Source organism: Lichenibacterium minor, from assembly GCF_004137685.1.
In the GTDB taxonomy this organism is placed as follows: Bacteria; Pseudomonadota; Alphaproteobacteria; order Rhizobiales; family Beijerinckiaceae; genus Lichenihabitans; species Lichenihabitans minor.
In genome coordinates, this window is record NZ_QYBB01000009.1 from 111,229 (window position 1) to 132,075 (window position 20,847).

18 protein-coding genes are annotated in these 20,847 nt (G+C 72.3%); 16 read left to right on the top strand and 2 right to left on the bottom strand.

The window, feature by feature from the left end; all coding sequences use genetic code 11:
- The 15 genes from D3273_RS28205 (at window position 1) to D3273_RS10430 (ending at window position 15,512) form a co-directional block, all read left to right on the top strand.
- The gene (locus tag D3273_RS28205) at window positions 1-168 is read left to right on the top strand and encodes a hypothetical protein (RefSeq protein ID WP_165359451.1); all 168 of its coding nucleotides are present in this window, start codon (window positions 1-3) and stop codon (window positions 166-168) included.
- A 61-nt stretch (window positions 169-229) separates the two neighbouring features.
- Entirely contained in the window at window positions 230-817 is a 588-nt protein-coding gene (locus D3273_RS10365) for a cytochrome c oxidase assembly protein (protein WP_245501097.1), read from the top strand.
- 256 nt (window positions 818-1,073) lie between these two features.
- Window positions 1,074-1,943, top strand: a complete 870-nt coding sequence (locus D3273_RS10370) for a cytochrome c oxidase subunit 3 (RefSeq protein WP_129226205.1) — start codon at window positions 1,074-1,076, stop codon at window positions 1,941-1,943.
- A gap of 62 nt (window positions 1,944-2,005) precedes the next feature.
- Window positions 2,006-2,380 carry a DUF983 domain-containing protein gene (locus D3273_RS10375; RefSeq protein WP_129226207.1) on the top strand — a complete coding sequence of 125 codons (375 nt, stop codon included), beginning with the start codon at window positions 2,006-2,008 and terminating at the stop codon, window positions 2,378-2,380.
- Complete coding sequence (locus tag D3273_RS10380) at window positions 2,377-3,141, top strand: SURF1 family protein (protein ID WP_207210754.1); 765 nt, start codon at window positions 2,377-2,379, stop codon at window positions 3,139-3,141. Before D3273_RS10375 ends, D3273_RS10380 begins: the two co-directional genes overlap by 4 nt.
- 196 nt (window positions 3,142-3,337) lie before the next feature.
- Window positions 3,338-5,272 (top strand): bifunctional 5-dehydro-2-deoxygluconokinase/5-dehydro-2-deoxyphosphogluconate aldolase, encoded by a 1,935-nt coding sequence (locus tag D3273_RS10385; protein WP_129226209.1) that lies wholly within the window; start codon window positions 3,338-3,340, stop codon window positions 5,270-5,272.
- 35 nt (window positions 5,273-5,307) lie between these two features.
- The gene (gene iolD, locus D3273_RS10390) at window positions 5,308-7,155 is read left to right on the top strand and encodes a 3D-(3,5/4)-trihydroxycyclohexane-1,2-dione acylhydrolase (decyclizing) (RefSeq protein ID WP_129226211.1); all 1,848 of its coding nucleotides are present in this window, start codon (window positions 5,308-5,310) and stop codon (window positions 7,153-7,155) included.
- 85 nt (window positions 7,156-7,240) lie between these two features.
- Window positions 7,241-8,140 carry a myo-inosose-2 dehydratase gene (iolE, locus tag D3273_RS10395; protein ID WP_129226212.1) on the top strand — a complete coding sequence of 300 codons (900 nt, stop codon included), beginning with the start codon at window positions 7,241-7,243 and terminating at the stop codon, window positions 8,138-8,140.
- A 416-nt stretch (window positions 8,141-8,556) separates the two neighbouring features.
- Window positions 8,557-9,444, top strand: a complete 888-nt coding sequence (locus tag D3273_RS10400) for a branched-chain amino acid ABC transporter permease (RefSeq protein WP_129226214.1) — start codon at window positions 8,557-8,559, stop codon at window positions 9,442-9,444.
- Window positions 9,441-10,460 carry a branched-chain amino acid ABC transporter permease gene (locus D3273_RS10405; protein ID WP_207210755.1) on the top strand — a complete coding sequence of 340 codons (1,020 nt, stop codon included), beginning with the start codon at window positions 9,441-9,443 and terminating at the stop codon, window positions 10,458-10,460. Before D3273_RS10400 ends, D3273_RS10405 begins: the two co-directional genes overlap by 4 nt.
- Window positions 10,453-11,223, top strand: coding sequence for an ABC transporter ATP-binding protein (locus D3273_RS10410; protein WP_129226216.1), 771 nt, complete (start codon window positions 10,453-10,455; stop codon window positions 11,221-11,223). Before D3273_RS10405 ends, D3273_RS10410 begins: the two co-directional genes overlap by 8 nt.
- Window positions 11,224-11,231: 8 nt before the next feature.
- Window positions 11,232-11,939: an ABC transporter ATP-binding protein gene (locus tag D3273_RS10415; protein WP_129226218.1), complete on the top strand. Its 708-nt coding sequence runs from the start codon at window positions 11,232-11,234 to the stop codon at window positions 11,937-11,939.
- Between the two features lie 79 nt (window positions 11,940-12,018).
- On the top strand, window positions 12,019-13,179 hold the full coding sequence (locus D3273_RS10420) for an ABC transporter substrate-binding protein (RefSeq protein ID WP_129226220.1): 1,161 nt from the start codon (window positions 12,019-12,021) through the stop codon (window positions 13,177-13,179).
- 143 nt (window positions 13,180-13,322) lie between these two features.
- Entirely contained in the window at window positions 13,323-14,252 is a 930-nt protein-coding gene (locus D3273_RS10425) for a glutaminase (RefSeq protein ID WP_129226222.1), read from the top strand.
- A 216-nt stretch (window positions 14,253-14,468) separates the two neighbouring features.
- Window positions 14,469-15,512 (top strand): glutamine synthetase beta-grasp domain-containing protein, encoded by a 1,044-nt coding sequence (locus D3273_RS10430; RefSeq protein ID WP_129226224.1) that lies wholly within the window; start codon window positions 14,469-14,471, stop codon window positions 15,510-15,512.
- Window positions 15,513-15,824: 312 nt separating this feature from the next.
- On the opposite strand, the gene D3273_RS10435 is transcribed toward D3273_RS10430, so the two are convergent.
- Together D3273_RS10435 and D3273_RS10440 are read right to left on the bottom strand one after the other, a co-directional pair.
- Entirely contained in the window at window positions 15,825-16,838 is a 1,014-nt protein-coding gene (locus tag D3273_RS10435) for an alpha/beta fold hydrolase (protein ID WP_129226226.1), read from the bottom strand.
- A 4-nt stretch (window positions 16,839-16,842) separates the two neighbouring features.
- Window positions 16,843-17,838: an SDR family oxidoreductase gene (locus tag D3273_RS10440; protein ID WP_129226228.1), complete on the bottom strand. Its 996-nt coding sequence runs from the start codon at window positions 17,836-17,838 to the stop codon at window positions 16,843-16,845.
- 390 nt (window positions 17,839-18,228) lie between these two features.
- Between D3273_RS10440 and D3273_RS10445 the strand changes: the two genes are divergently transcribed.
- Window positions 18,229-20,727 (top strand): glycogen/starch/alpha-glucan phosphorylase, encoded by a 2,499-nt coding sequence (locus D3273_RS10445; RefSeq protein WP_129226230.1) that lies wholly within the window; start codon window positions 18,229-18,231, stop codon window positions 20,725-20,727.
- Window positions 20,728-20,847 lie beyond the last annotated feature (120 nt).

Below are 20,847 nucleotides of genomic sequence, written 5' to 3' on the forward strand. Positions count from 1 at the left end.
ATGGCGCGCCCGAAGCCACCCACCGGCATCGTCCTGTCGCCCGCGCAGCAGCGCAGCCGCCGCGCCCGCAACGTGGCGATCGGCGTCGCGGTCGGCCTGCTCGTGCTGCTCGTCTACGCGCTGACCATCGCCAAGCTCGGCGGCCACGTCGGCGACAGGGCTCTGTGACCCGGTCGGCCCCCCGCACGGCTCATCCCCGCGCGGGCGGCGATGGGCGGAGGATCGAAACGTGACCGACCCGAACGCCATCCCCGACGCCGCCCACCACCGCCGCACCGCATTGGCGGTGCTGGGCATCGTGGCGGCGATGCTGGGGCTCGCCTACGCGGCCGTGCCGCTGTACCGCGTGTTCTGCCGCGCCACGGGCTACGGCGGCACGCCCCAGGTGGCGACGGCCGGCGCGGCGACGCGGGGCGCGCGGACGCTGAACGTGCGTTTCGACGCCAACGTGGCGCCGGGCCTGCCGTGGCGCTTCGAGCCGGAAACGCCCGAGATGGCGGTGCGCACCGGGCAGACCGTGACGGTGTTCTTCAAGGTGCGCAACATGGCGGGGCGCGACACCGCCGCCAACGCGCAATACAACATCACGCCCGACATCGGCGGCTTCTACTTCAACAAGATCGCCTGCTTCTGCTTCGACGAGCAGCACCTCGGGCCGGACGAGACGGCCGAGCTGCCCGTCGTCTTCTTCCTCGACCCCAAGCTCGAAGCCGACCCGACCATGAAGGACGTCGACAGCCTGACGCTGAGCTACACGTTCTTCGCCGCCAAACCCGCCAAGGCGGCCTCGACTGCGGTGGCGACGCCGAAGCTTTGAGCCGGCCTCCCGAAGCCCGCGGGCTCCGGCGGGGTTCGGGGCGGAGCCCCACGCGGGATGCGCCGGGCCTCAGGCCCGCCCGCCATTCCGGCCTCGTGGCGGGAGCCGGCGGTACGGCGGGGCGCCGCCGTCGCGGGCCGCGCGCCTTGGCCGTTGCCGCAGGGGTCGCGCCCGCGTAACATCCATCCCCGACGGACGTCGGCGCGAGACCGAAGCGGCGACCCCGCGAGGGCCGCCCGCCCCGAGAGGAACATCGATGGCCGACGGACACGCCAAGCCGAACCACGATTATCACATCCTGCCGCTGAGCCCCTGGCCGCTGCTGGGGTCGTTCAGCGCCTTCGTGATGGCGATCGGCGGCATCGCCTGGATGAAGCACATGCCGATGCTGGGGGCGCCGATCGGCCCCTACGTGTTCGGCGCCGGCCTGCTCGGCGTGCTCTACACCATGCTGTCGTGGTGGGGCGACGTCATCCGCGAATCGAAGCAGGGCGACCACACCCGCGTGGTGCAGATCTCGCTGCGCTACGGGATGATCCTGTTCATCGCCTCCGAGGTGATGTTCTTCGTGGCCTGGTTCTGGGCCTATTTCGACGTGAGCCTGTTTCCCGGCTTCTCGCTGCAATACCTGCGCACGGACTTCACCGGCGGCCACTGGCCGCCGAAGGGCGTGTCGACCATCGACGCCTTCCACCTGCCGCTGTTCAACACGCTGATCCTGCTGACCTCGGGCACCACCATCACCTGGGCGCATCACGCGATGCTGCTGAACGACCGGCGCTCCGTCACCTTCGCGCTGATCCTGACGGTGCTGCTGGGGCTGCTGTTCACCAGCGTGCAGGTCTTCGAATACAGCGACGCGCCCTTCGCCTTCAAGAACAGCATCTACGGCTCGACCTTCTTCATGGCGACCGGCTTCCACGGTTTCCACGTGGTCATCGGCACGATATTCCTGGCGATCTGCCTGGTTCGGGCGTCCAACGGACAATACACGTCGCGCCGCCACCTCGGCTTCGAGTTCGCCGCCTGGTACTGGCACTTCGTGGACGTGGTGTGGCTGTTCCTGTTCGTGGCCATCTACGTTTGGGGCTCGTGGGGCGTGGCGACGACCGGCGCGGCGGGCTGAGCCCATCATCGTCGACGGGGCGGCCGCTCGGCCGCCCTGCCCGTATCCGGGGATCGATCACCATGGCGCTCGCCGACCATCCCGCCGTGTCCCCCGGGCCCGCCGGGCTGCGCGGGCGCTGCCCGCACTGCGGCCGCGGCAAGCTGTTCCGCGGCTTCATCGACGTCGCCGAGCGCTGCACCGTGTGCGGGCTGGGCTACGGCTTCGCGGATGCGGGCGACGGGCCGGCGTTCTTCGTGTCCTTCGCGGCGCTGATCGTGGTGGTGGGGCTGGCGCTCGTCATCGACGCCGCCTACGAGCCTCCGACATGGCTGCTGATGCTCATCCTCCTGCCGCTGGCGCTGGCGCTCTGCCTGGGGACGCTGCGCCCCGTCAAGGGCCTGATGATCGGCCTGCAGTACCGCAACAAGGCCGAGCAGGGCCGGATCGCGAAGTGACGCGGGTCGCCGTCGCGCGGCGCCCGGCCGCGCGTTGGACGAGCCTGATCCCGCCCGCCATCGTGACGCTGGCCGTGGCGGCGGGGCTGGTCGGGCTCGGCGTCTGGCAGCTGCAGCGCCTCGCCTGGAAGGACGCGCTGGTCCGCACCGTCGAGCAGCGCACCGTGGCGCCCCCCGTCCCCCTGCCCCCGCGCGCCGAGTGGGCCGCGCTGAAGCCCGACGCCTACGAGTACTGCCGCGTCGCCGCCACCGGCACCTTCGACCACGCGCGGGAGGTCCACGTCTACCGCCCGCTCGTCAGCGCGCGCGGTCCCCAGCACGGCCTGGGCGACATCGTCCTGACGCCGTTCCACCTGGCGTCCGGCGGCACCGTGATCGTGAACCGGGGCTTCGTGCCGAGCGAGCGGCTCGACCCCGCGACGCGCGCCGCCGGGCAGGTCGCCGGCCCGGTGACGATCACCGGGCTGATGCGCTCGCCCCAGGAGCGCAACGCCTTCACGCCCGCCGACGACACGGCCCGAAACCAGTGGTTCACCGCCGACCCGGCCGCCGTGGCGCGGTTCCACGGCATCGGCGACGCCGCGCCCTTCACCGTCGACGAGGACGCCGGCCAAGCCCCGGGCGGCCTGCCGCAGGGCGGCGAAACCGTGCTCGATTTCCCCAACAGCCACCTCCAATACGCGCTGACGTGGTTCGGGTCGGCGCTCGCCCTGCTCGGGGCCTTCGGCGCCTGGGCGTGGCGGCAGGTGAAGGGCACCTGAAGGCTTCCGGCTCCGGCGGCGCCCGTTCTCGACCGACCGGGCGCCCCGCCGCCGCGCGATGCCGGGCCCACCCCGCCCGCATCGGTCCACACGTTCCATCTTGACGAAAATTCGGAAGATGTGTTTCATCTCGGCATGAACGGGACTGCCGGGCTCGCGCCCGGCGCCACCCGTCGCGCATCCCGGGAGGGCCGCCATGGCGCAGCCGACACTCGACGTCATCACCATCGGCCGTTCCTCCGTCGACCTCTACGGCGCCCAGGTCGGCGGCCGGCTGGAGGACATGGCGAGCTTTTCCAAGGCGGTCGGCGGCTGCCCGGCCAACATCGCTATCGGCACCGCCCGGCTCGGCCTGCGCTCCGGCCTCGTCACCCGCGTCGGCGACGAGCACATGGGCCGTTTCGTCCGCGAACAGTTGGCCCGCGAGGGCGTCGACACCGCGGGCGTCCACACCGACCCCGAGCGGCTGACGTCGCTGGTGCTGCTCGGCATTCGCGACGAGAAGCGCTTCCCGCTGATCTTCTACCGCGAGAACTGCGCCGATTCCGCCCTGTCCCCCGAGGACATCGACGAGGCCCACATCGCTTCCGCGGCCGCGATCGTGGTGACGGGCACGCATTTCGCCAAGGCTTCCACCGCCGCGGCGCAGAGCCTCGCGATCCGCCACGCCAGGGCGCACGGCCGCAAGGTCGTGTTCGACGTCGACTACCGCCCGAACCTGTGGGGCTTGGCCGGCCACGGCGCCGGCGAAGAGCGCTTCATCGCTTCCGACGCGGTGTCGGCCCACCTGGCCCCCGTGCTGGCGGACTGCGACGTCATCATCGGCACCGAGGAGGAGCTGATGATCGCCGGCGGCACCGAAGAGCCGCTCGACGCCATCCGCGCCATCCGGGCGCTCAGCCCCGGCGCCCTGATCGTGTGCAAGCGCGGCCCGATGGGCTGCGTCGCCTTCGACGGCGCCATCCCGGACGCGATCGACGCCGGCATCCGGGGGCCCGGGTTCCCGGTCGAGGTCTACAACGTGCTCGGCGCCGGCGACGCCTTCATGTCGGGCTTCCTGCGCGGCTACCTCCGCGGCGAGCCGATCGAGACCGCGCTGGCCTTCGCCAATGCCTGCGGTGCCTTCGCGGTGTCGCGGCTGCTGTGTTCGGCCGAATATCCCACCTGGGACGAGCTGCAGCACTTCCTGCGCCACGGGCCCGCGACCCGGCAGCTGCGGTTCGACCGCGCGTTGAACGACCTCCACTGGGCGACGACGCGCGACGCCCGCACCCCCGAGGCCGCGCATCCCCGCTCCGTCATGGCCTTCGCCATCGACCACCGCATGCAGCTCGAAGCCATGGCGGACGAGGCCGGCGTCCCCCGCGACCGCATCCGCCACCTCAAGGTGCTGGCCGTCGAGGCCGCGGCGCGCGTGGCGGCGGGGCGGCCGGGCTTCGGCATGCTGATCGACGGCACCTACGGCCGCGAAGCCCTGTTCCGCGCCGCCGACCACGGGTTCTGGATCGGCCGCCCCGTGGAACAGCCGGGATCGCGCCCGCTCGACATCGACGGCGGCGGCTCCCTGGCGGCGAAGCTGATCGAGTGGCCGGTCGACCATTGCGTCAAGTGCCTGTGCTTCATGCACCCGGACGATCCCGCCGAGCTCCAGGCGCGCCAGGAACGCGAGCTCGCCCGCCTTCAGGACGCGGCCCGCACGGTCGGCCGCGAACTGCTCGTCGAGATCATCGCGGGCAAGCACGGCCCCCTCGCCGACGACACTGTGGCCCGCGTGATCGCCCGCCTCTACGCCGTTGGCATCCGCCCGGACTGGTGGAAGCTCGAAGGCCAGCCTTCCGCCGCCGCCTGGGCGGGGGTGGCGGCGACGATCCGCGAACACGACCCGCGCTGCCGCGGCATCATGCTGCTCGGGCTCGACGCGCCGTCCGACGCCCTGCGCGACCAGTTCCGGCTGGCGGCGGACTGCGACCTCGTGCGCGGCTTCGCGGTGGGCCGCACGATCTTCGGCGAACCCGCGCGGGCGTGGCTCGGCGGAAAGCTGGACGACCGCGACGTGGTCGCCCGCATGGCGGAGCGCTTCGCCGGGCTCGTCGACGGCTGGACGGCGCTCCGCCCGGACGCGACGGCCTGATCCCGGCCGGACGAAGCCACCGAGGGGAGGACAGCATGGGTACGATCCGCTTGACGGCCGCGCAGGCCCTGGTGCGCTTCCTCGCCGCGCAGGCGACGGAGGTGGACGGGGAACGCCTGCCGCTCTTCGCCGGCTGCTGGGCCATCTTCGGCCACGGCAACGTGTCGGGGATGGGGGAAGCGCTTCACGGCGCGCGCGACAGCTTCCCCACCTTCCGCGCCCACAACGAACAGGGCATGGCCCACGCCGCCATCGCCTTCGCCAAGGCGAGCCGGCGGCGGCGCATGATGGCCTGCACGACGTCGATCGGCCCCGGCGCCACCAACATGGTCACGGCCTGCGCGCTGGCCCACGTCAACCGCCTGCCGGTGCTGTTCATCCCCGGCGACGTCTTCGCGTCCCGCCGCCCCGACCCCGTGCTGCAGCAGGTCGAAAGCTTCGCCGACGGCACCGTGACGGCTTCGGACTGCTTCCGCCCCGTGTCGCGCTATTTCGACCGCATCACGCGGCCCGAGCAGATCATGCCGGCGCTGGAGCGGGCGATGGCGGTCCTCACCGACCCGGCGGAGTGCGGCCCCGTCACGCTGTCCTTCTGCCAGGACGTCCAGGCGGAAGCCTGCGACTATCCGGAAGCGTTCTTCGCGCCGCGCCTGCGCCGCATCCGCCGCCCCGCCCCCGACGCCGGGGAGCTGGAAGCCGCCGCCGAGGCGCTCCGCCGGGCCCGGCGCCCGGTGGTGGTGTCGGGGGGCGGCGTGCTCTACGCCGGGGCCGAAGATCTCCTCGGCGGCTTCGCGCAACGGCACGGCCTGCCCGTGGTGGAAACCCAGGCCGGCAAGTCGGCGCTGCCGGACGACCACCCCCATTGCATGGGGGCCGTGGGCGTCACCGGCACGGGGGCCTCCAACGCGCTGGTGGCCGAGGCCGACCTCATCCTCGCGGTCGGCACCCGGCTCGCCGACTTCACCACGGGCTCGGCGGCGCTGATCGGCGGCACGCCCGCCGACATCGTGATGCTCAACGCGGCGGGCTTCGACGCGGGCAAGTTCGGCGCCCTGCCGCTCGTCGCCGACGCCCTCGTGGGGCTCGAAGCGCTCGACGCCGCGCTCGGCCAGCACCGCGCCCCCGCGGCCTGGACCGACCGCATGGCCCAGGAGAAGGCCGCCTGGGCCGGAACGGCCGCCGGCTTCACGGCCCCGACGGACGCCGCCCTGCCCTCGGACGCCCAGGTGATCGGCGCCGTGCAGCGCGCCGGGCGCCCGTCCGACGTCGTGGTCTGCGCCGCGGGCGGGCTGCCGGGCGAACTGCACAAGCTGTGGAAGACGGGAAACGCGCTCGGCTACCACGTCGAATACGGCTACTCCTGCATGGGATACGAGATCGCCGGCGGCCTCGGCGTCAAGATGGCGCTGCCGGACCGCGAGGTGGTCGTGATGGTGGGCGACGGCTCCTACCTGATGATGAACTCCGAGATCGCCACCTCGGTGATGCTGGGGCTGAAGCTGACGATCGTGCTGCTCGACAACGGCGGCTACGGCTGCATCAACCGCCTGCAGGCGGCGTGCGGCGGTGCGCCGTTCAACAACATGCTGGCGGACAGCCGCCACGTCGCCCTGCCCGCCATCGATTTCGTCGCCCACGCCCGCAGCCTCGGCGCGGAAGCCCGCAAGGTGTCGGGGGTGGCGGAGCTGGAAGACGCCCTGGCGGAGGCGCGCCCGCGCGCCGTCACGCAGCTGATCCTCGTCGACACCGACGCCGGGCCGTCCACGGGCGCGGGCGGCCATTGGTGGGACGTGGCGGTGCCGGAAGTTTCGGTGCGGCGCGACGTCGACGCCGCGCGCGAGCGCCGCGAAGCGCAGCTGCGCTTCCAGCGCTTCGCCAACTGACACGGGCGGTCGAAAGCCTCGGCCGCCGGCCATCGCGAACCCGCGCCGCCGCCCGTGCGGCGCGACCCGACAGGAAGACCCTGAGATGACGATCCGCATCGGCGCCAACCCCATCGGCTGGACCAACGACGACCTGCAGCACATCGGCGGCGACACGCCGCTGGAAACCTGCCTCGCCGAAGCCCGGCAGGCGGGCATCGAGGGCATGGAGCTCGGCCACAAGTTCCCGCGCGAGCCCGAAGCCCTGAAGGCCGCGCTGGCGCCCTTCGGCCTCGCCTGCGTGGCGGGCTGGCACTCGATCGAGCTGCTGAACCGCTCCGCCGAGGAGGAGTTCGCGCTGGCCAAGCCCCATCGCGACCTGCTGCGCGCCATGGGGACGGACGTGTTCATCGTCGCGGAAACGTCGAACTGCATCCACGGCCTGAGGGACGTGCCGCTGTCGCGCCGCCCGAAGCTCGCGCCGGGCGACTGGGCCGGCTACGGGGCGCGGATCACGCGGCTCGCGGAGCTGCTGGCCGCCGAAGGGCTGCGGCTGTGCTACCACCACCACATGGGCACGATCGTTGAGACCGAGGCCGACATCGACGCCTTCATGGCGCACACGCGGGCGCCGGCGCAGCTGCTGCTCGACACCGGCCACGCCACCTGGGGCGGCGCCGACCCCGCGGCGCTGGCTGCGCGCTACCGCGACCGAATCGGCCACGTCCACGTCAAGGACGTGCGCCGTGACGTGATGACCCGCGCGCGCGCCGAGGACTGGAGCTTCCTCGACGCCGTGCTGGGCCCGGGGGCGGAGATCGGCATCTACACGGTGCCGGGCGACGGCATGGTGGACTACCCGGCGGTGTTCCGGGCCCTGCCGGATTACGCGGGCTGGGTGGTGATCGAGGCGGAGCAGGACCCCGCGAAGGCGGATCCGCTGCGCTACGCCACGATGGGGGTCGAGAACCTGAAGCGCTTCCTCGCCGAAGCGGGGCTGCGCTGACGCCTTTGGCGCCCGCCTCGGCGCGCGTCACCACCCCTGGGTTTGTGCCTCCGCGGGCACGTCACGCGATCGTGTGACGCGATCCGATCGCGATCTCCCCCGAGTGCACCGAGCCGGGCAGACGGTCCACCGTCTGTCCGGCTCGCGCCGGTGCACCGCCCATGGGCCGATGGGCCGACGTGTCCGGACGGACGGATCACCCGTTCGGGGCGGATCGCCGGCGGCGCCGCGCCCGCGGGGCCGGGGCGGCCCGCAAAGCAAACCCGGTCTTCGAAAATACGCCTCGGCGCCTCCGCGGCCGCATTGACCGCGCCTTCGGATCCGTGACACCCTTCCGCCAACGCCGCGCCGGAACCGCCCCATCGAGAGGCGGGCGGGACGGGGGAGGACAGGGCCGACGCCGCTCCGACGGGGCGATGCGCGCGGCCGCGCGGGGGCGGGATGTGCTCTTCTTCCAGCAGGTCTTGAACGGGCTCACGATCGGCTGCGTCTACGCCCTCGTGGCGCTGGGCCTGACGCTCGTCTACGGCATCCTGCGCATCCCCAACTTCGCCCACGGCGCGCTCTACACCGTGGGCGCCTACGCGGCCTTCGCGCTGATCGGCCGGCTGGGCGCCAACTTCTGGCTGGCGCTCGCCGGCGCCGCCGCCGTGTCGGCCGGCCTCGCGGTGCTGAGCGAACGGCTCGTCTTCGCGCGCCTGCGCGCCGCCCCCCCGCTGCACGACATGATCGCCGCCATCGCGCTGCTGCTCTTCTTCGAGGCCGGCGTGCAGGCGGTGTTCGGCGCCGGGTTCTTCCGCATCGCCCCGCTCTTCCCGCAGATCCTGCGCTTCGCGGGCCTGACCGCGCCGGCGCAGCGCATCCTCATCGTCGGGGCGGCCTTCGCCCTGATGGCCGGGCTGCACCTGTTCCTCGACCGCACCTGGACGGGCGCCACCATCGTGGCCTCGGCGCAGAACCGCACCGGCGCGGCGCTGGTCGGCATCGATGCCGACCGCGTGTCGATGCTCACCTTCGCGATCTCGGGCGCGCTGGCCGCCGTGGCGGCGGTGCTGTTCGCCCCGATCGCGCTGCTGTCGCCCGCGATGGGCGAACTCGTCATCACCAAGGCCTTCGTGATCATCATCCTCGGCGGCATGGGCAGCGTGGCGGGCGCCATCGCGGGCGGCCTCGTCATCGGCTTCGCGGAAAGCTTCGGCGCCTTCTACGTGTCGACCGACTTCAAGGACATCATCGCCTTCGGCCTGCTCACCCTCATCCTGTCGGTGCGGCCGCAGGGCCTGTTCGGGAGGATCGCGCGGTGAGCGCCCGCCCTTCCCCCTTCGCGCTGGCGAGCTTCGCCCTGCTGGCCTCCGCGGCGCTGTTCCCGGTGCTGACGCCGAACCCCTACTACCTCGGCGTCATGGCGCTGGCCTTCGTGGGCGCGCTGTCGGCGCTGGGGCTGAACCTCGTCGCCGGCTACGCGGGCCAGCTCAACCTCGCCCACGCGGGCTTCGTCGCCATCGGGGCCTACACGGTCGGCATCCTCACGGTGGACCACGGCGTGCCGTTCTGGATCGCCTTCGCGCTGGCGGGCGTCGTGTCGGCCGCCGCCGGCGCCGCCGTCGGCCTCGTGTCGCTCAGGCTGCGGGGCGACACGTTCGCCATCTTCACGCTCTGCGTCGGCTTCATCCTCTACCTCGGGATCGAGAAGTGGGACGGGCTGACGCGCGGCGTCGTCGGCCTGATGGACATCCCGGCCCCGCCCGGCATCGGCCCCGTCTCCTTCGCGACGGACCGGGGGCAATATTACCTCGCCCTCGGGGTGCTGGCCGTGGGCGTGTGGCTGATGCGCCGCATCACGGCCTCGCTGGTCGGCCGCTCGTTCCTGGCCATCCGCAACGGCGAAGCGCTGGCGCAGGCGCTGGGGCTGAACCCGATGCGGACCAAGCTCACCGCCTTCGTGATCTCGACCTTCTACGCCGGCATCGCGGGCGCGCTCTACGCCGGCCAGGTGCGGTTCCTCGGGCCCGACATCGCGCGCGAAACGCGCACCTTCGACGCGCTGATCTTCGCCGTGGTGGGCGGCATGGGCACGCTGCTCGGGCCCGTCGTCGGCGCGGTGGGGATGAGCTGGGCCATCCAGGCGCTGCAGGGCCTGCAGGACTACCGCATGGTGGTGTTCGGGCCGCTGCTGGTCCTGTGCATCATGTTCTTCCCGGCCGGGATCGTCGGCGCCCTCGAGGCGCGCTTCGCCCGCCGCCGCGCGGCGCTCGCCGAAAAGCGCCTCGCCGAGGCCGCGCCGGTGCCGGGCGCCGCGCCGCGGGGCTCCCATGCTTGAGGTCCGCGGCCTCACCAAGCGCTTCGGCGGGCTCGTCGCCATGCGGGGGGTCGACGCCGCCTTCCCACCCGGCAAGATCAGCGCCGTCATCGGCCCCAACGGCGCCGGCAAGACCACCTTCTTCAACCTCGTGTCCGGCACCTACGCGCCGACCGCGGGGCGCGTGCTGCTCGGCGGGCGCGACGTGACGGGGCTCCGCGCCGACGCGATGGCGCGGCTCGGGGTGGCGCGCACCTTCCAGGCCACGGCGCTGTTCGACGGCGCCAGCGTGCGCGACAACCTGATCATCGGCCATCGCCTGCGCACGCGCGCGACGCTGTGGGACGCGCTGGTCGGCTCGCGGCGCCTCGCCGCCGAGGAGCGGGCCTGCCGCGACAAGGCCGAAGCGGTGCTCGACCTCGTCGGCCTGTCGCGGATCGGGCACCGCCTCGCGGGCGGCATCACCCAGGAGGAGCGCAAGCGCGTCGCCTTCGCGCTGGCGCTCGCCACCGAGCCCCGCATCCTGCTCGCCGACGAGCCGGCGGGCGGCGTCAACCCGGGCGAAACGGCGGGGCTCGCCGAGCTGATGCGCAGGATCGTCGCCTCGGGCGTGACGCTCTGCCTGATCGAGCACAAGATGGACATGGTCATGCGGCTCGCCGACCACGTCGTGGTGCTCGACCACGGCGAAAGGATCGCGGCGGGGACGCCGGCCGAGATCCGGGCGGACCCCAGGGTGATCGAGTCCTACCTCGGCGTCGACGCCGCGGGGATGCCGCCATGAGGGGCGCCATGCTCACGCTCGATGAGGTGTGCCTCGACTACGGCGCCTTCCGGGCGCTCGACCGCCTGAGCCTCGCCGCCGCCGAAGGGGCGCTCGTGGTGCTGCTCGGCGCCAACGGGGCCGGCAAGAGCTCGATCTTCCGCGCCGTGTCGGGCCTCCACCGCCTGGCGGCGGGCCGCATCAGCCTCGGCGGGCGCGACCTCGCCGGCGTGTCGCCCGCGGGCGTGGTGCGGGCAGGGCTCGTCCACTGCCCCGAGGGGCGCATGCTGTTCCCCGCCATGACGGTGGAGAAGAACGTCCGGCTCGGCGCCTACGTGCACCGGCGCGACCGCGCCGGGGTGAAGCGCGGCCTCGACGAGGTGATGGCGATGTTTCCCGTGCTGGCCGAGAAGCGGCACCAGCCGGCGGGGTCGCTGTCGGGCGGCCAGCAGCAGATGGTGGCGCTGGGCCGGGCCCTGATGGGCCGGCCGAAGGTGCTGCTGCTCGACGAACCGAGCCTGGGGCTCGCGCCGCTCGTGGTGCGGCAGATGTTCGACGCCGTCGCGGCCGTCAACCGCCGCGGCACCACGGTGCTGCTGGCCGAGCAGAACGCCCATGCGGCGCTCGGCATCGCGTCCCACGCCTACGTGGTGGAGGGCGGCCGCATCGTGCTCGACGGGCCGCCCGACGCGCTGCGCAACGACGACCGCGTGCGGCGCGCCTACCTGGGCGGCTGACACCGAGACCGGACGTCCCGAGGACCGTCGGTCTTCGGGATCCGGACCAGAACCGAGACGGCAACGGGGGGAAGACGCGATGATCACGAGACGCACGTTCGGCGCCGGCGCGGCGGCGCTCGTCCTGGCCGGCCCGGCCCGCGCGGCCGACGGCGACACGGTCAGGCTCGGCTACACCGGCCCGCTCAGCGGCGGCGCGGCACTGTACGGCAAGAACTGCCTGTCCGGCCTGCAGATGGCGGTGGCCGAGATCAACGCGGCGGGCGGCCTCGCCGTCGGCGGCAAGGCGCTGAAGGTCGAGCTCGTCGTGCTGGACGACCGCTATTCGCCGCCCGAGGCCGCCGTCAACGCCAAGCGCCTCGTGCAGCAGTCCGGCGCGCCGGTGGTGTTCACCTCGCATTCGGGCGGCGCGCTCGCCATCGAGGCCTTCAACGGGGACGAGGGCTTCCTGCTCGGCGCCTACACGAGCTCGCCCGCCGTGACGGAGCGCGGCGACCCGCTGGTGCTGCGCATCCCGCCCTCCTTCGCGTCCTACATCGCGCCCTTCGTGGCCTACGAGATGAAGCGCTTCGGCGGCAAGCTGGCCCTGGCGGGCGGCGACCACGAATACGCCAAGGCCTGGGCCGCCCTGTTCGGCCCGGCCTGGACGAAGCACGGCGGCACGATCGTGGCCGACAACCCGATGAGCTACAACAAGGACGCGGACTTCTATTCCGGCGTCGGCAAGGTGCTATCCGCCGGGCCGGACGTGCTGTTCGTCGGCGGCGCGTCGGAGCCGACCGGCCTCGTCATCCGCCAGGCCCGCGAACAAGGGTTCGCCGGCGGCTTCGCCATCATGGACCAAGCCAAGATCGACGAGATCGCCAAGGTCACGGACGGGCTCGACATGCTCGACGGCGCGGTCGGCATCCTGCCGCTGGCCTACGACGAGCGCCCCGCCGCGGCGGATTTCGCCGCCCGCTACCGCGCCATGTTCAAGGCCGACGCGGGCTCCGACGCGGCGCTGAACTTCACCGGGTTCAACGTGGTGGCGGAAGCCATGCGCCTCGCCGGCACCGTCACCGACGCCAGGGCGATCCGGGCCCAGGCCGAGGCCGCCGCGAAGGCCCTGACGCCGAAGCAGAACCCCACCGCCCTGACGGGCATCGACGTGCGGGGCGGCTTCCTGCAGGCGGCGCCCATCTGCGCGGTCGAGAAGGGCAAGATCGTGCCCCTCGACGCCGCGGCGCTCGGCGGCTGACGGCGCGGGGGGCGACCACGCCGCTTCCCGGTCCGCCGGGCGCGGCGCGTGGGGGCACGCCGCGGCGGGATTGACGCTCGCCATCGCGACGGCCGACCATGGCGGGCGCCCTCCTCCCGGGCGCGCGCCGAGGTGAACCCGCCGTGCCCGACCTCCAAGCCGTCGTCCAGGAGATCGCCGCCGAGATGGCGCAGCGGCCCGACCGGGGCGAGGTCGCCCACTACATCCCCGAGCTCGCCCGCGTCGACCCGCAGCTCTTCGGCATCGCCGTGATCGACGCCGACGGGCGGGCGGCCGTCGGGGGTGACGCCGACGTCCCCTTCTCCATCCAAAGCATCTCCAAGGTGTTCACGCTCACGCTGGCGCTCGGCATGATCGGCGACCGGCTGTGGCAGCGGGTCGGGCGCGAGCCCTCCGGCAACCCGTTCAACTCCATCGTGCAGCTCGAACGCGAGCGCGGCGTGCCCCGCAACCCCTTCATCAACGCCGGCGCCATCGCGGTCACCGACGTCATCGCTTCCGGGCACCAGCCGCGGGAATCGCTGGGCGAGATCCTGCGCTTCATGCAGTCGCTGGCCCGCGACCCGACGATCACGATCGACGGCGCCGTGGCGGCCTCCGAAAAGCGCACCGGCTTTCGCAACACCGCGCTCGCCAACTACATGAAGTCCTTCGGCGTCGTGGAAGGCCCCGTGGACTACACGCTCGGCGTGTACTTCCACCATTGCGCCATCGCGATGACGTGCCGGCAGCTCGCCACCGCGGGGCGCTACCTCGCCCATTCGGGGCGCGACCCCGCCACCGGCTATTCGGTGGTGCCGGCCGAGCGCGCCAAGCGCATCAACGCGCTGATGCTCACCTGCGGCCACTACGACGGCTCCGGCGAGTTCGCCTACCGGGTGGGCCTGCCGGGCAAGAGCGGCGTGGGCGGCGGCATCCTGGCGGTGGCGCCGGGCAAGGCGTCGATCGCCGTGTGGGCGCCGGGCCTGGACGCGGCGGGCAATTCCCATCTGGGCCGCATCGCGCTCGAGCGCCTGACGAAGCGCATGAGCTGGTCCATCTTCGGCGATTGATCGGGCAGATCGCCTATTTCGTGTGCAGCTGCTTCACCGCGTGCCGCCCGTCGGCGATGCAGCCGCCGCAGGGCGATCCGGCGTGGCCGCGGGCGCCCGGCGGCGGGCCGCCGCGGTGGCATGGGAGATGCTTCGGCGCCTGCGCCCGAAAGAGGCTGAGCGCCTCGGTGGGCCGCCTCGGGCCCCACCGCGTCGCACCGAATGAGAGGAACGCGAATGACGAAATACAAGCTGGAATACCTCTGGCTCGACGGTTACACGCCGGTCCCGAACCTCCGCGGCAAGACGCAGCTCAAGGAATTCGACGCCTACCCGACGCTGGATCAGCTCCCGCTGTGGGGCTTCGACGGCTCGTCCACCAAGCAGGCCCCGGGCGGCAGCTCCGACTGCGTGCTGAAGCCGGTCCGCCATTTCCCCGACAGCACCCGCAAGAACGGCATCCTCGTCATGTGCGAGGTCATGATGCCGGACGGGTCGCCGCACGAATCCAACAAGCGCGCCACCATCCTCGACGACGAGGGCGCGTGGTTCGGCTTCGAGCAGGAATACTTCTTCTACGAGAACGGCCGCCCGCTCGGCTTCCCCGAAAGCGGCTATCCGGCGCCGCAGGGCCCCTACTACACGGGCGTGGGCTATTCCAACGTCGGCCCGGTCGCGCGCGAGATCGTCGAGAAGCACCTCGACCTGTGCCTCGACGCCGGCATCAACCACGAGGGCATCAACGCCGAGGTGGCGAAGGGCCAGTGGGAGTTCCAGATCTTCGGCAAGGGCTCCAAGCGCGCCGCCGACGAGATGTGGGTCGCCCGCTACCTGCTGCAGCGCCTGTGCGAGGGCTACGGCATCGACGTCGAGTATCACTGCAAGCCGCTCGGCGACACCGATTGGAACGGGTCGGGCATGCATGCCAACTTCTCGACCGAACACATGCGCACGGTCGGCGGCAAGGACTACTTCGAAGCCCTGATGAAGGCCTTCGACAAGAACCTGCAGGACCACATCGCGGTCTACGGGCCCGACAACGACAAGCGCCTCACGGGCAAGCACGAGACGGCGCCCTGGAACAAGTTCTCCTACGGCGTGGCGGACCGCGGCGCCTCGATCCGCGTGCCGCATTCCTTCGTGAACAACGGCTACAAGGGCTACCTGGAGGATCGCCGCCCGAACTCGCAAGGGGACCCCTACCAGATCGCTTCGCAGATCCTGAAGACGATCTCCGAGGTGCCCACCGAGGGCAGCGCGATGAAGCAGGCGGCCGAGTAACCTCGGCCGATCCCCGTCCACACGCGACCGGCGCCGGCGAACCATCGCCGGCGTTTCGCGTCGTGGCGGGGACGGGATCGGACGCGAATTCCCGGCGGCTCCCCGATGCCGCGACGAAAACGCGACGGACGACGCGAAGCACCGGAACGACGGAGCCGACCGGGCGTTCAATCACCAGTGCCGCGGGCGTCCGTCGCCGCGCTTTCCCGGGCCGCGCCGCCATGATCACCCTCATCGACATCGAGCGCGCCGCGAAGGCCCTGGCTGAAGCGCGCGTGCCGGGCAGCACCCGCCCCGGCGGCCATTACCACCTCAGCGAAGCGTGGCGCGCATTGATCCAGCGGCAGGCCCGCGCCGACCTCGAACGGGCGGCGTCGCCCCCGCCGGCCGACGCGTCCTGGGCGGCCTGACCTCCCCGCCCTCGCCGTCCAGCAGGGACGCCACGGCGTCCACCACCGCATCCGGGTGGGCGTGGTGCAGCATGTGGCCCGCTCCCGCCAGCCATCCGATCCGCGCCGTGGGGATCAGCGCCGCCGCCGGCCCTCCCTGGGTGAACCCGTTCACCACGATGTCGGCCGTGCCGCACAGGATCCGCACCGGCGCGCGGCATCCCGCGTAGCCCATCGCGCTGCGAAGGAGGTCGGGCCACAGCGCCATGGCGTTCTCGCCCGCCGACACGGTCTGGCCCGGGCGCGCCGCCTGGGCGAAGGGGAAGGCCGCCGCGAAGTCGCGGGGCATCGCCTGCGGCAGGAACATGGCCCGGCACAGAGCCCGAAGCAGCGCGGGATCGAGCGTGGCGCCCATCGCGCGGGACAGGAGGTCGCCCGCGACCGGGACGGCCCGGGGGCCGAACAGCACCTGTTCCAGCCGGGGCTCGGGGAAGCAGATGGGCGCCAGGGCGACGGCGCCCGCGATCTCGTCCGGATGCGCCATGGCATAGGCCAGCGCCACGGCACCCCCGAACGAATGGCCGCAGATCACCGGCCGTTCGAGCCCGAGCGCCCGGACGGCGCCGCGCAGGGTCTCCATCTGTCCCCACAGCGACTCGTCGGCGCCGCGGCGGTGGTCGCTCCAGCCGTGACCCGGGCGGTCGAAGGCGACGCAGCGGGACGAGCGGGCCAGCGCCGGCATCGGGCCGAGGCGCATGTCGTCGGCCGTCAACAGGGCGCCGTGGACCAGCACGACGTCGCGGCCCGCCCCGCCTTCGACGTAGGCGAGGCGGCGCCCCTGCGCGGTGTGGACGAAGCGGCGGTCGGCCGGAACGGGCCTTTCCGGGCGCGGCAGCGCGGCGCGGGGGAACGGCACCGAGGCCGCGGCGGCCGTCACGGCGTCAGCGCCGGCGACCGAGCAGCACCGCCGCCGCCAGCGAGGCGCCCGTCGCCAGCAGCGTCGTGGTGACGGGGTTGAGCCCGGCGCGGGTGTAGGCGCTGCGCAGCACGGGGCCGGGATAGTCGCCCCGCACCTGGCCGGCGTTCTTGGGCCCGTGCAGCGCGCCCGCGGGGTCGCGGGGCTTCTCGCCCTTCCGCTCGAAGGCCGAGATGGCGGGGGCGAGCAGGTCGTAGGCGCCGGGCGCCACCGTCTTCAGGCTCGACAGCGCCGACGCGGCACCGCCGACGTAGATCTCGCGCCGCGGGTGAACGGCGGCGTGGAGCACGGCTTCCGCCACCTCCTCGGGCCGGTACAGGGGCGGCGGCAGGGTCGGCTCGCGGTCCATGTAGTTGCGGGCGCGGTGCGGCAGCGGCGTGTCGATCGAGGCCGGCTTGACCAGCGTGACGCCGATCGGCGCGCCGTCCTGCAGCAGCTCCATCCGCAGCGCGTCCGTGAACCCCTTCACGGCGTGTTTGGAGGCGCAGTACATGCCCTGCAGCGGGAAGGCGAGGTCGGACGCGACGCTGCCGACGTTGACCAGGGCGCCGCCCTTGCCGCGCAGGTGCTCGACGGCCACCAGCGACCCGTTGACCGTGCCCCAGAAATTGGTCCGCATCAGCCGCTCGTGGTCGCGCTCCTCGACCCGCCACAACTCGCCGTAGATCGTGATGCCGGCGACGTTGATCCAGGTGTCGAAGCCGCCGAAGCTGTCCACGGCGGTCTGCGCCGCGGCCGCGACGGCGGCCCGGTCGCCGACGTCCGCCACCGCCACGGCGACCCTGCCGCCTTCCGCCGACAGGCGGGCCGCCTCGGCTTCCAGCGCGGCCTCGTCGCGCGCCACCATGACGACGCGCGCCCCGCGCCCGACGGCCATGCGGACGGTGGCGAGGCCGATGCCGGAGGACGCGCCGGTCACGACGATCGTCTGCTGGGCCAGGGGTTTCAGGGACGCGGTCATGGGCACCTCGGCGGGCGCCGCGGAGAAAAGTGGGCGCCGTCTCGAGGGCACAACGATGCACCCCGGCAAAGCGCGCTGCGGCCGAACCGCGCGAAACGCGAAACCCGGCGGCGCGCCGCCCGCCCGGGCCGCCCGTCCCGGCTCGGACGAGCTCGCCCGCGGCGGAACGGGGGCGGGATTCCCCCCCGAGCAAGTGCCTGCAATTGGTTGAGAATGCAGGCTCGCCTTTCGGCGGATTTCCTGCCACAGGTCGGTCGCGGTCGCGGCTTCGCCGGGCTCCCCCGGACGACGGCGACCTCGCCGGCCCGGCGCGGGACGGGGAAGGTGGAGCGCACCTGCACGCGGCCTCCCCGGAGGGGGGCGCTCGATCTCGGACGTGAGGGCCTTCCCATGACGACCCAGCAGCCCGGCGCGGCTCTTCCCGCCGCCGCCCAGCCCGACGACGACCTGCGCACGGGCAACAGCGTCGAAGCGCTGCGCGGCGCCGTGATGGCCAAGCTCGCCTACGCGGTCGGCAAGGTGCAGGCGGACGCCAGCGACCGCGACTGGTTCCTGGCCACGGCCTTGGCGGTGCGGGACCGCGTCGTGCAGGGCTGGCAGCGGTCCTACCACACGACCAACACGGGCGGGACCAAGCGCGTCTACTACATGTCGCTGGAGTTCCTGATCGGCCGGCTGATGTTCGACGCGCTGACCAACCTCGGCCTGACGGACACGATGCGCGAAGCCCTGTCGGGCCTCGGCGTCGACCTCGACAAGCTGCGCGAGGTCGAGCCCGACGCGGCGCTGGGCAACGGCGGCCTCGGCCGCCTCGCCGCCTGCTTCATGGAAAGCATGGCGACCCTGGCGGTGCCGGCCTACGGCTACGGCATCCGCTACGAGAACGGCCTGTTCCGGCAGGTCGTCAAGGACGGCTGGCAGCAGGAATACCCGGAAAACTGGCTCAGCTTCGGCAACCCGTGGGAGTTCGCCCGGCCGGAGATCGCCTACGACATCGGCTTCGGCGGCCATGTCGAGACGCACCAGGTCGACGGCGCCCCGCGCTACGAGTGGTTCCCGTCCGAAACCGTCGAGGCCGTGGCCTACGACACCCCGGTGGTCGGCTGGCGGGGCCACCACGTCAACACCCTGCGGCTGTGGTCGGCGCGCGCCGGCGACCCGCTGCGGCTCGACGCCTTCAACGAGGGCGACCACGTCGGCGCCATGGCGGACCGCGTCAAGGCCGAGGCCATCTCCAAGGTGCTGTACCCGTCGGACGCGACGCCGGCCGGCCAGGAGCTGCGGCTGCGCCAGGAATACTTCTTCGCCGCCGCGTCGCTGCAGGACCTCGTGCGCCGGCACCTGAAGAAGTACCCCGACCTGTCCAACCTCGCCGACCAGGCCGCCATCCAGCTCAACGACACCCACCCCGCCATCGCGGTGGTCGAGCTGATGCGCCTCCTCGTCGACCTGCACGGCATGGCCTGGGACGATGCGTGGCGCATCACGCAGGCGACCTTCGGCTACACCAACCACACGCTGCTGCCCGAAGCGCTGGAAACCTGGCCGGTGCCGCTGATGGAGCGGATGCTGCCGCGCCACATGCAGATCATCTACCTCGTCAACGCGCTCCACCTCGACAAGCTGCGCGCCGAAGGCCACAGCGACGTCGACGTGATGCGGTCCGTGTCGATCATCGCGGAAGGCTGGGGTCAGCAGCGGGTCAAGATGGGCACGCTGGCCTTCATCGGCTCGCACCGCATCAACGGCGTGTCGGCGCTGCACACCGACCTGATGCGGCAAACCGTGTTCCGCGACCTCAATGCCATCTACCCGGACCGCATCAACAACAAGACCAACGGCATCACCTTCCGCCGCTGGCTGATGGAGGCCAACCCGGCGCTGACCGCCATCCTGGTCGACGTGCTGGGCAAGGCGGTGCTCGACGACCCGTCCCACCTGGAAAAGCTCGCCCAGCACGCCGGCGACCCCGCCCTGCAGGCGCGCCTCAAGGCCGCCAAGCGCGACAACAAGGCCACGCTGGGCGGGATCATCGCGGCGCGCACCGGCATCCAGGTCGATCCGGACGCGATGTTCGACATCCAGATCAAGCGCATCCACGAATACAAGCGCCAGCACCTGAACCTGCTGGAAACCATCGCGCTCTACAACGCCATCCGGGCCGAGCCCTGGCGCGACTGGGCCCCGCGGGTGAAGGTGTTCGCCGGCAAGGCGGCGGCGAGCTACCACACCGCGAAGCTGATCATCAAGCTCGCCAACGACGTGGCGCGCGTGGTCAACGACGACCCGACGGTGCGGGGCAAGCTGAAGGTCGTGTTCCTGCCGAACTACAACGTCAGCCTGGCCGAGCGCATCATCCCGGCCGCGGATCTCAGCGAGCAGATCTCCACCGCCGGTATGGAAGCGTCGGGCACCGGCAACATGAAGCTGGCGCTGAACGGCGCGCTCACCATCGGCACGCTCGACGGCGCCAACGTCGAGATCAAGGAGCGGGTGGGCGACGACAACATCTTCATCTTCGGCCTCACCGCCGAGGAGGTCGCGGCGCGCCACCGCTCGGGGCTGTCGGCCCGCGAAACGATCGCGAACTCGCCGCGCCTCGCCGAGGTGATGGAAGCGGTGTCGTCGGGCGTCTTCTCGCCGGACGACACGGACCGCTACCGCGATTTCGCGAACGCGTTGCGCGATCACGATCATTTCCTCGTCACCGCGGATTTCGACGACTATTATGCGGCGCAAAGGCGAGTCGACGCGTTGTGGCGGGACCAGGCGGCGTGGTGGCGCGCGTCGATCATGAACACGGCCCGCGTCGGATGGTTCTCGTCCGACCGGACCATCGGCGAATACGCCCGGGACATCTGGGACGTCCCGGTCCGGGCGGCGGAATGAAACCAGCCGTCGGGCGGCGCGGACGGGCCGTCGTCGCCGGCCCCCGGGGCCGGGACGGGGATCACGAGCCCGCGCGGCGGATGGGGGGAGGCGGGTTTCCGGGTCGCGGCGCGATCGGGC